The following is a 10087-nucleotide window of genomic DNA, read 5'->3' on the forward strand; positions in this document are numbered from 1 at the left end:
ATTGGGAGTTGTAAACTTTGACGTGAATCAAGTTGTTTTGGGCTATACACAGGTACTATTTAAGTGAATCAACGGATTCGGGTTAATCAAGGAGCGCTTATGCCTAACATTAAAAAAGCTGACTTAATTCCACTGTTTTCTTTTCCACGCCAGCGTATTTTACAGTCAATGGAAGTGACTCACTGTCCTCATGCGGTGTTTTACAATGCCAGCGATGAACAATGTACGACTTGCCATCAAGGAGAAGAGTGCATATGGATGAATCACAATGATGAACTTGTTGCGATTGAAAAAAAATCCGTTGATGAACTGAAACAACAGTTACTGATTGCAGTCGATTTTATTGACTCAAATTTAAGTCCACATCATTTATCACGTCGCAACTGTCAATGTGATAACTGTAAATGGCTTAAAAAGGTGCAACAAGTTCTAGATGGTGAAGGGCAGTAAGCATGCTGTGTTGGCGAGTTGAGTCAATAACATGAGTAAGCGTTTTTACTGATTATCTGTTGTGTCGCTAATCAATTTGCATCCTATGTTCATTGTATTTAGAGTAAAGCTCATTTACATGACATGGACCTTAGATATGGAAGCAAGTTTTTGGCACAGTAAGTGGCAGCAACAGCAAATTGGTTTTCACCAGCCGCAAATAAATGAATTTCTAATTAAATATTGGTCGCAACTGGCTGTACCGTCCGCTGCTGAGGTATTTGTTCCATTGTGTGGCAAGTCGTTAGACATGTGTTACCTCGCAGAGAAAGGCCACAATGTTTTAGGTTGCGAGCTAAATCAAATTGCAGTTGAAGACTTTTTTAAAGAAAATACTTTGCCAGTTACACAACAAGCGCAAGGTGAGCATCAAGAGTACACCACAGATCAAATCACGCTTATACAAGGTGATATCTTTACGCTATCAGCGACGACCACACAAAAAATTGGCGCTTTTTATGATCGTGCAGCATTGATTGCATGGCCAGAGGCAATGCGTCAGCAGTATGCCAAGAAATTAGCTGAGCTGATCCCATCAGGCGTCAAGGGCTTACTCATTACCTTAGATTATGATCAAGACACACTTAATGGCCCCCCATTTGCTGTTAGCCCATCTTGGATAGAGTCATACCTAGCTGAATCTTTTGACGTTGAGTTATTAGAGTGCGCTGATGTGTTGCGTGATAATCCAAGGTTTATTAATAAACAGGTTCCTTGGTTGAATGAAGCTGCATATATCTTAACTAAAAAGTAATGGCTAAATTTAGCAGTAAAAATTGATATAAAAAAAGCGACCATCAGGTCGCTTTTTTATTAACTAAAGACTCTCGAAAGAGGCATTAATTAGAAGTCGTAGCGCATACCAACAGTAAATACGTTGTCATCTTCTAGATCGATGGTTGGACCACCGTCAAGTTGGTAATCACCTTCGTACATAGCGTAGTGGCCATATACTAGAGTCGATTTAGAGATGCGGTAGTCAGCACCTACAGTGATTTGTGTAATGCTAGCATCGGTTACAACACCATCTGCTGCTTTTTGCTTAGTTAGGTAACGACCGAAACCACCTTCATCAACACCGTACTCAGCTTTTAGGTTAACGCCGTTTAGGTTGTAAACCACGTTTAAGAAGTAAGAATCACCTTCTTGATCAGTCGTTTGGCTTTCAGTGCTTTGGTATAAACCACCTACTTTAAAATCACCTAGTTTAACTTGAGCAACGCCACGGTATGCATCGATGCCACCGATTGTGTTGTAAGCAGCTGCTACATAGTAGTTTTGCGCTTTAAGTTTTTTATCACCAATCGTTGCACTTAATGCATATTGATCTTCATAAGACTCGTTGTCATCAGCATCGGTGTAATTATCTTCCATTAAGTAAGTCGCGTTTAACGTGATTAAATCAGCGATTTTTGGAGAGTAGTACCAGATACCGTCAGCAGAACGAGTTTGACCTGCTACTAAACGATCGATATCAGCATTGCTGTTACCGAAAACGTCAACGCCGCCTTCAGATTGCTTGAATACTGTGTCGTTACGGCCCACTAATACAGTACCGAAGTTAGTTTTTAGACCTAGGTAAGTATTACGTGCTTTGAACACATCAGAGCTAGATGAAGTGTTTTCAACTTGGAATTCCATTTGGTAAAGCACTTCAAAAGCATCAGAGATTTTTTCGCTGCCTTTAACACCTAAGTGAGAGAAGTTGTTTTCGAATACAGTGCCTTCTTTGCCTTCTTGGGTAGTCACACCTAGATCTGAGTTAGTTACCGCTAGGTCTAAGCGACCGTAGAAATTTGGACCTTCAGCTGCTGCGCCGAAAGAAGTTAATGCAATCACAGAGGCAACAGATGCTGAAATTAGCGTCTTTTTCATCTTCATACTCCCTTTAGAACCTAAGGTTCTATTCCCATTTTATGGGTTGTTTTAGTGAATTTCAGTCACAGCGGCAATGGGTTTACATAGCACTGTGATATGAACTTGACGGAATTTTTGCAGGTTTGAGCTGCTTAAGTTGTGGGCTATGTCAAACTTTTTGGGATAACGTAATGATTTGATGAAAAAATGTGACAAGTTCGAGACTTTTGGCTATTAGTTAACAGTGATTTAGCAAACTACCCCTTTGTGGAGGTTCACATAATTGGCGATATGGTGTAAGTGCCGCTGTAATAGGGTTTAAGCATAGTTAAGGTGTTGCTTAATTGTTAACTCTTTGGCGATATTTGCATATGCGTTATGCATTTTTGCATAGGAAAAAGTGCGTTTGATATATTGAGCCCAAAAAAAAGCGACCTATTGAGGTCGCTTTAGCATTTGCTTAACAATTCGCTGTTAATTAATTCAACAGCTTATCAGTGTATTTAGAAATCTAAACGGACACCAACAGTGAAGATATCATCACTTAAATCTTCAACAACACCATTTAGCTTCATGTCGCCGTCGTATTTCGTGTAGTGACCGTATACCAAAGTGTTGTTGCTTAAACGGTAATCAGCACCGATGCTGAATTGTTGAATTTCAACGTCAGATACATCTTTACGTGCGTCTAATACGTTTGCACCTTCGTCATTTTCAAGCTGACCAGTACGACGGTCTACAATTTTACCTAGACCTGAATCATCGTAACCGTACATTGCTTTAATTTTAAGGTTACCCATCACGTATGCAGCGTTGATGAAGTAACTGTCACCTTCAAGGTGTGCTAATTCGCTTTTTAGGCTTTCAGTGTTTTGGTATAAACCGCCAACAATGAAGTTGCCAAATTTAGCTTGAACCACACCACGGTATGCTTCGATGTCTGTAATACCGTCTTGGTAAGCGGCAGCTGCATAGAAGTTGTGAGATTTAAGTGCTCTATCACCAATCGTTGCACTTAATGCGTACATAGAGTCACTTTGTGATTCGTAGTTATCATCCATTAAGTAAGTCGCGTTAAGTGTTAGCATGTCAGCTAACTTTGGTGAGTAATAGCTAATGCCGTCACCAGAACGAGTTTGACCAGCTGCTAATAAGTCGATGTCTGAGTTGCTGTTACCGAATAAGTCAAAGCCGCCTTCAGATTGCTTAAATACAGTGTCATTACGACCAACTAATGCAGTACCAGCGTTGGTTTTAAGACCGATGAAGGTGTTACGAGCAGCGAATGTGTTACCTGAATTATCAAAGTTGCTTACGCCGAATTCCATTTGGTAAAGAATTTCGAAGTCATCGTTGATTTTCTCTGTGCCTTTCACACCTAACCAAGAGAAATTGTTTTCAATGACTGTACCGTCTTTTTGGTTTTGAGTTGCGACACCCAAGTCAGAGTTCGTAAGTGCAAGATCAGCACGACCGTAGAAATTTGGACCATCAGCTAAAGCAGTAAATGAAGTCATAGCAGTACAAGATAAAATAGCTGCAGTGATCAGGTTTTTTTTCATCATCTTAATCTTCCTTTGGTAAGGGCTTGATTTTGTTGGGCACTCATCAGGTGTGCTCAACATTGATAGAAATAGTGACTCATAACGGATACGTTAAAGACACTATTATTCTGGATCCTTTATTTGCGCCCGATATTGACATAAAAGCTTCACTGAAAAGTGTGACAGTTATCACTAATGATGTTTTTTATTTGATTTGTATCATATTGGTTTACAAGGCTTATATTGCTTTTTAACAAGCAGGCTGCAACCGTTAACTGCACTTATCACAAAATGATGTGGTTAGTTAATATTTGCAACAGGTGTGTCGAGAAATGTGTCTATCTCAATCTGCTGTATTTATTGCAATGGCAGAGTTTTATTTCGCTCCTCAGCGAATTCGTATAAAATACCGCCCCCGAATAAGTCAGTAGCAAGAGCATCACATGTTGTCAGAATCATATTTAAATCGTTTTGGTGGAATTGGCCGTTTATATGGTCAACATGCACTTGAAAACTTTGCCAAGGCACATGTGGTCATTATTGGGATTGGCGGTGTAGGCACTTGGGTTGCTGAATCGTTAGCTCGTAGTGGGATCGGGCAAATCACATTAGTTGATTTAGATGACATTTGCGTGACTAATACTAATCGTCAATCTCATGCATTAGCGTCAACCATTGGCGAGTCAAAGGTTGAGGTGATGGCAAAGCGTTTACGTGAAATTAATCCAGAATGCGTTGTTAATGAAGTCGAAGATTTTATAACAACAGATAACTTGGCTGAATACTTGGGCACTAAGCAAGAGCCTCTTGCCATTGATTATGTGGTTGATTGTATTGACGCAGTAAAGCAGAAAGCGGCTTTAATTGCCTGGTGTAAGCGTAATAAACTGAAAATAGTGACCGTGGGTGGAGCGGGTGGTCAAACTGATCCAACCCAAATTCAGTTAACTGACTTAGCTAAAACCATTCAAGATCCTTTACTCGCAAAAGTGAGGGGGATTTTAAGACGTGAATATAATTTCACTAACAATACGCAAAGACGGTTTGCTGTTGACGCGGTATTTTCAACTCAACATCTAGTTTATCCGCAAAATGATGGCAGTGTATGTAGTACCAAGGCTGCATCTGACGGTAGCATGAGAATGGATTGTGCTTCAGGCTTTGGCGCGGTCACTATGGTCACAGGTACATTTGGTTTTATTGCCGCGAGCAGAGTGTTAGCAAGACTTGCAGAAAAGTAACTAAAGTTATCACCCCCCATTTCAGTGTCGCAACATTTTTTGGCGTAATCCAATAAGGTTACGCCATCTATATTAAGACTTTTCTGTATAACAATAAACGATTTGCCATCTTCACATAGCGTAAGAGAAGCGTAATTATTAGCGGGAGAAATAGTTCTATTTCACATGCCCACATCATCAACCACGCCCCTGTGCATCTTAAGTCCTATTAAACATTTATTTTTTGCTTACGGATAATCTCTTGGCACCAAAATTGCTTTTGAAGTGATAGATTCAAAAATCTGACACTTTGGACGTAACATGATGAAATTTAAATTAGATACCTTAAAGTTAGCCAATATTAAGCGTGTATTGGTAAGCGTGATGCTTTGGTGGGTGGTAGCGTGTGCAGTATTATTATTTGCACCGAACCATGTGTTACAAACTTTGTCCCTTGACGGTTTTGTGTCTAACTATGGGCACTTTATTGGTTTAGGTTTAATTGTTGGTGCCGCTTTCTTTTTGAGTCAGTTATTCACATTTGTTGTTGATGAGTCGATTAGTTACTTACGTGAAAAACGTGCCATAGAAACCATTGAAGCGAAAGTGAAGCTATTGGATCCGGCTGAACGTGCCTTATTACGAGAGTTCTTTCTTCAAGGAGCCACTATTTTGGCACTACCGCAAAACGAGTTAGCCGTTAAAGGACTCGTTGCAACAAGTATTCTTGAGCTTGTCGGTAATGAAAGACATTACGCTATTCAAGGGCCTACAGCTGAATATAAGATTTCAATGAAGGCGCGCGTATACCTCAATCGGGAAGTGCTGCGTTTACCCGCCGGCGAACCAAGTAAAGAAGAGTTAACTCATCTAATCAAAGCAAGGCCGCAGTTTATTAATGGATTAGTGCAGCCAAGAAAACATGCCGCTTAATTGACTATGTCGACTTAAGTCACTGCTGTATTTTTCAATATGAATTTTTGACACAAAAATGGGGGCTAAACGCCCCCTAATAATTTGCTAAGAAACACAAAAACTGACTTAAATCTAAATAAGTATTACCTATTTTTTTGGAGCCGACTTCACAATAAACATCCACATCATGTACGACATAATTCCCATGGTGCAGAAGATAACAATCATAGATAGCAAACCTATTGCATTACCAAACATCAAATCTAACCAGAATGCCATTTCATAATCCTCTTTATCGTGAAGTCATAAGTAACATATCGCATACATCTGTTAACAATTATGATCTCGATCAATTAACCTTTCGGTTGTTGCTTAATCGCTAATGTAATGTATTAGAAAGGAGTCAATTATATGCTTCATCACACAAATGCTGGCTAATCCAAGCAAGCTGAGACGTTTAAAGCAGTGTTTAACGTAACTGAATACTTGCTTTGAATGAGATTTGAGCTATTGAAATGAAAACTTCGATTAAGGTGCTGAAAGGGCTTGCCATTGCCATTGGCCTAGGTATAATTCTGATTCTCGATTGAGCCTAGCTCTTTTGAAACATCAATATGATGCCGGTGTGGTGAAATTGGTATACACGACGGATTCAAAATCCGTTGCTTTCGAGCGTGGCGGTTCAAGTCCGCCCACCGGTACCATCTCCTCTTTGAGGAATAAACCGACTTAATGTCGGTTTTTTTGTGCCTGCTTTTTGTTGAAATATGCCAATCTAACGCTTTAAGTTCTAATAACACCTATCGAAAATATTGCTTAACTAGTTGCTTTTATACGTATTATTTCTTATTTGACGTTTTTCGAATCCAGCGACAATACCGAGTTCATAAAAGGGTATTTGACGTGTTAACGAATCTTGCAGTAGCGCGTAGCCGCCGTCATCGATAGAGAGTTCATCAGCAAGACTTTCGCCTTTAATCCAGCCTAGTCCATACAACAGAACAGCGGTCATGCAGGTGTATTGAATTATGCTTGAAAAATAATGCTTCATAAAAATCTCATATTTATCATGGTCTAAGTAAGAGTTGACCTGTTTTTTAACGACTCTATAGTATTACTTTTTTATTAAGCTATTGAATATGCTCAAAGTTAATAATGAGCGAATAGTAAAGGTAAGGGATGACATTTTTATGAAAGCTTAGCAAGGTTTATCAATAAGCAATCGTACCAATGAAACTGTTTAAGTAGAGGATTTGGCTAGTGCATTAAGTGCTAGAGGCTTAAATACTTTTGCTGGCCACATAAAAATAGTTTGTTAATTGAATTGTTATTAACCAAGTAACGGTTATTAACTGCTGAATAAAGCACCATTATTGATTATTACTGTAGAGACTAAAGCTATTGTGAATAATTAAAGTACTTTTATGTCTGGCTAGATATAATTTTCTGATGAATATCATTTTAGGTATTGATGGTTTTATATGTTAATTGGTTAACTAATTGAGTCTTATGCAAATAATAAAGGACACATTAAGTGTCCTTTATTATTAGTATGTTAGTTATTTAACTAGAACTTATAATCAATAGCTAAATAGACCTGCTGGGTATCATTTAATGAGAAGGTACCAGTATTCGCACCATTACCCACATCTTTTTCATAATCTTGCTTTAGGTATTGATAACCAATTTCTGTAGACCAGTTGTCATTGATATTGTACATAAAGCCAGTTTGACCACCCCAAACGAAGTTATTGCCAGAGCTTAAATCAGCATCTTTAATACTCGTGTGTGTCATACCAGCAGTGGCGCCAACAAACCAATTCATTTTATTACTAGCACCGAGTGGAACAAGGTAATCGTAAGACAGTAAGAAGTTTTGCTGCTTGCCTATATCTTCAGAGTTGTAGCCATAAGTACCATATACACGGCTGTTGTCATTGATATAGGTACCAACACGAAGTTGATAAGCCATATCTTTTTCTTTTTCTTTAGTTCCATCTACTGAAGAATCTAATTTATAGGTATTTTTTTGGTAGCCAGCTGCGCCACCAATAAACCAATCAGATGCCATTGCTGGTACAGACATCATTGAGGTGATCACACCTGCTAAAATAAGTTGCTTTGTTTTCATAATCCACTCCAAGTAAAAAATGTAAGTCAGTTCGTTTTGATGGATTCACTATAATCTCGAGATGCTGAATAAAAACTGAATGAAAACATTAAGGTTTATTTTCGGCTAATTATTATTTGTATAAGAATTAAACTTGGCTTGGTTTTCAATATTTATAATTAGTTATTTTTAATATGGCTAATTTGATGTTATTTCGACGAAATTAATTGGTTCATCTTATTGTTGGCGAATGCCTTTTTTGTATATTCGAGTTGATTAAAGATTAGATGATCACAGTTTTACAATTAACTTTGTTTTTTACATGAGCAAGGTCACTGTATCGTTTTTAACTGATATTGAGTGCTGGATTATTGATGTATAAACAAGGTGTAAGGCTGTCAAAAAACATAACCAGTCTATAGCCTTAAAAACGATTTTAGCATCATGGATACAGCGAGCTCCCTACATTAACTCTGCTGTTGACTCTGAAATCAATCTGTTATGACGCAGGAAGTCATACATAAATTAATGTTTGCTAAGGAGATTTAGCTAATGTTCTATATTCATATGCTGTTGCTGCTAGCGGTGATATTCGTTGGTATCCGTCACGGTGGTGTTGCGTTTGGTTTGCTTGGCGGTTTAGGTGTTTCGGTTTTGGCATTTGTGTTCGGTATTGCCCCAGGATCGCCGCCGGTCAGTGTTATGCTGATTATTCTCGCTGTAGTGGCTGCTTCAGCTACCCTTGAGGCTACGGGTGGCCTTAAGTTATTAGTTAAATATGCTGAAAAATTACTTAGAAAACATCCTAGCCAAATTACTTTTTTAGGCCCGTTATGTACTTATTCGTTAACTGTTTTAGTGGGAACCGGTCATTCAGTTTACCCACTATTGCCAGTTATTTATGATGTTGCTTATAAAAAAGGTATTCGTCCTGAGCGTCCATTAGCTATGGCAACAGTGGCATCTCAAATGGGGATTACTGCAAGCCCTATTGCTGCTGCGGCGGCAGTGGTCATGGCCACTGCGATGGATAACAATCTTGATATCAGTTTAATTAATGTGTTGTCGGTAACGATTCCGGCTACGTTAGTTGGTGTGCTTGCAGGTTGCGCTTGGAGTTTACATCGCGGGAAAGATTTAGATAAAGATGAGGCATTTCAAGAACGCCTTAAAGATGACGAGTTTCGTCAGAATCTGATTGATCCTGAGGTTGAAACTGACGATCAGGCACATACCGATAGCATTGCCAAAAGAGGTTTAGCATTATTTTTGGCCGGGATTTTATCTGTTATTGTGTTAGCTATGTTCAGTAAAGAATTGCTACCAGAAGGCGTAAAAATGTCTGTAGCGATACAGTTCATGATGTTGTCTGTTGGTGCGGTTATATTACTGGCAACAAAGGTTTCGCCACAAAAGATTGTTAATAGTAATGTCTTTACTGCCGGTATGACGGCTGTGGTGATTATTTTTGGTATTGCATGGTTGAGTGACACTATTATTGGACATCATAAAAGCTACTTAGTGAGTTCATTAAGTGACTTAGTGAGCGCCTACCCTTGGTCATTTGCGATAGCCATGTTTATGGCATCTATTTTTCTTAAAAGCCAAGCGGCAGTATTAACGATTATGTTCCCGTTGGGATTTGCATTAGGTATACCCGCACCTGTGTTAATTGGTGTTATACCTGCTTGTTATGCTTACTTCTTTTTTCCATTCTACCCAAGTGATTTAGCGGCAATTAGCTTTGACCGCTCAGGTACGACAAATATTGGTAAGTATGTGTTAAATCATAGCTTTTTAGTGCCAGGATTTATCGGTGTCACCACAGCAACCGTATTGGGCTACTTTATCTCGACATTGGTTATTAATCATTAACTGATAAGTCAATCGACATAAAAAAGCCCAGCATATGCTGGGCTTTTTACGTTAAGTGTTTGTCCCGTCCTGAGATA

General features: G+C 38.8%; 10 protein-coding genes and 1 tRNA gene. 6 read left to right on the top strand and 5 right to left on the bottom strand.

The features are described from left to right. Positions 1-99 precede the first annotated feature (99 nt). Together AB4128_RS15715 and AB4128_RS15720 are read left to right on the top strand one after the other, a co-directional pair. On the top strand, positions 100-450 hold the full coding sequence (locus tag AB4128_RS15715) for a hypothetical protein (protein WP_055022691.1): 351 nt from the start codon (positions 100-102) through the stop codon (positions 448-450). Between the two features lie 136 nt (positions 451-586). Beyond that, positions 587-1243: a thiopurine S-methyltransferase gene (locus AB4128_RS15720; RefSeq protein ID WP_055022690.1), complete on the top strand. Its 657-nt coding sequence runs from the start codon at positions 587-589 to the stop codon at positions 1241-1243. Positions 1244-1332: 89 nt separating this feature from the next. Here the strand turns inward: AB4128_RS15720 and AB4128_RS15725 are convergent, their stop codons facing one another. Together AB4128_RS15725 and AB4128_RS15730 are read right to left on the bottom strand one after the other, a co-directional pair. Next, complete coding sequence (locus AB4128_RS15725) at positions 1333-2364, bottom strand: porin (protein WP_055022689.1); 1032 nt, start codon at positions 2362-2364, stop codon at positions 1333-1335. A 485-nt stretch (positions 2365-2849) separates the two neighbouring features. Further along, on the bottom strand, positions 2850-3908 hold the full coding sequence (locus AB4128_RS15730; protein WP_055022756.1) for a porin: 1059 nt from the start codon (positions 3906-3908) through the stop codon (positions 2850-2852). Between the two features lie 428 nt (positions 3909-4336). Between AB4128_RS15730 and tcdA the strand changes: the two genes are divergently transcribed. Both tcdA and AB4128_RS15740 read left to right on the top strand, forming a co-directional pair. After that, positions 4337-5131 carry a tRNA cyclic N6-threonylcarbamoyladenosine(37) synthase TcdA gene (tcdA, locus tag AB4128_RS15735; protein WP_372038236.1) on the top strand — a complete coding sequence of 265 codons (795 nt, stop codon included), beginning with the start codon at positions 4337-4339 and terminating at the stop codon, positions 5129-5131. 300 nt (positions 5132-5431) lie between these two features. Then, on the top strand, positions 5432-6043 hold the full coding sequence (locus tag AB4128_RS15740) for a superinfection exclusion B family protein (RefSeq protein WP_080914885.1): 612 nt from the start codon (positions 5432-5434) through the stop codon (positions 6041-6043). 129 nt (positions 6044-6172) lie between these two features. Here the strand turns inward: AB4128_RS15740 and AB4128_RS15745 are convergent, their stop codons facing one another. Further along, complete coding sequence (locus tag AB4128_RS15745; protein ID WP_065109785.1) at positions 6173-6304, bottom strand: DUF3149 domain-containing protein; 132 nt, start codon at positions 6302-6304, stop codon at positions 6173-6175. Between the two features lie 340 nt (positions 6305-6644). Between AB4128_RS15745 and AB4128_RS15750 the strand changes: the two genes are divergently transcribed. Continuing rightward, positions 6645-6729 (top strand) — tRNA-Leu (locus AB4128_RS15750). A 116-nt stretch (positions 6730-6845) separates the two neighbouring features. Here the strand turns inward: AB4128_RS15750 and AB4128_RS15755 are convergent. Both AB4128_RS15755 and AB4128_RS15760 read right to left on the bottom strand, forming a co-directional pair. Further along, positions 6846-7076 carry a hypothetical protein gene (locus tag AB4128_RS15755; protein WP_192022080.1) on the bottom strand — a complete coding sequence of 77 codons (231 nt, stop codon included), beginning with the start codon at positions 7074-7076 and terminating at the stop codon, positions 6846-6848. A gap of 516 nt (positions 7077-7592) precedes the next feature. Then, on the bottom strand, positions 7593-8156 hold the full coding sequence (locus AB4128_RS15760; RefSeq protein WP_055022686.1) for an outer membrane beta-barrel protein: 564 nt from the start codon (positions 8154-8156) through the stop codon (positions 7593-7595). Positions 8157-8687: 531 nt separating this feature from the next. Here AB4128_RS15760 and AB4128_RS15765 point away from each other — a divergent pair. Beyond that, positions 8688-10010 (top strand): anaerobic C4-dicarboxylate transporter, encoded by a 1323-nt coding sequence (locus tag AB4128_RS15765; protein WP_055022685.1) that lies wholly within the window; start codon positions 8688-8690, stop codon positions 10008-10010. The last annotated feature ends 77 nt before the right edge of the window (positions 10011-10087 follow it).

This window comes from Shewanella sp. 10N.286.52.A9, from assembly GCF_041468985.1.
GTDB lineage: Bacteria > Pseudomonadota > Gammaproteobacteria > Enterobacterales > Shewanellaceae > Shewanella > Shewanella japonica.

Bases quoted from the DNA above. Each gene is read 5' to 3' on its own strand.
- AB4128_RS15715 (WP_055022691.1), top strand. From the start codon at position 100: ATGCCTAACATTAAAAAAGCTGACTTAATTCCACTGTTTTCTTTTCCA.
- AB4128_RS15720 (WP_055022690.1), top strand. From the start codon at position 587: ATGGAAGCAAGTTTTTGGCACAGTAAGTGGCAGCAACAGCAAATTGGT.
- AB4128_RS15725 (WP_055022689.1), bottom strand. From the start codon at position 2,364: ATGAAAAAGACGCTAATTTCAGCATCTGTTGCCTCTGTGATTGCATTA.
- AB4128_RS15730 (WP_055022756.1), bottom strand. From the start codon at position 3,908: ATGAAAAAAAACCTGATCACTGCAGCTATTTTATCTTGTACTGCTATG.
- AB4128_RS15740 (WP_080914885.1), top strand. From the start codon at position 5,432: ATGATGAAATTTAAATTAGATACCTTAAAGTTAGCCAATATTAAGCGT.
- AB4128_RS15745 (WP_065109785.1), bottom strand. From the start codon at position 6,304: ATGGCATTCTGGTTAGATTTGATGTTTGGTAATGCAATAGGTTTGCTA.
- AB4128_RS15755 (WP_192022080.1), bottom strand. From the start codon at position 7,076: ATGAAGCATTATTTTTCAAGCATAATTCAATACACCTGCATGACCGCT.
- AB4128_RS15760 (WP_055022686.1), bottom strand. From the start codon at position 8,156: ATGAAAACAAAGCAACTTATTTTAGCAGGTGTGATCACCTCAATGATG.
- AB4128_RS15765 (WP_055022685.1), top strand. From the start codon at position 8,688: ATGTTCTATATTCATATGCTGTTGCTGCTAGCGGTGATATTCGTTGGT.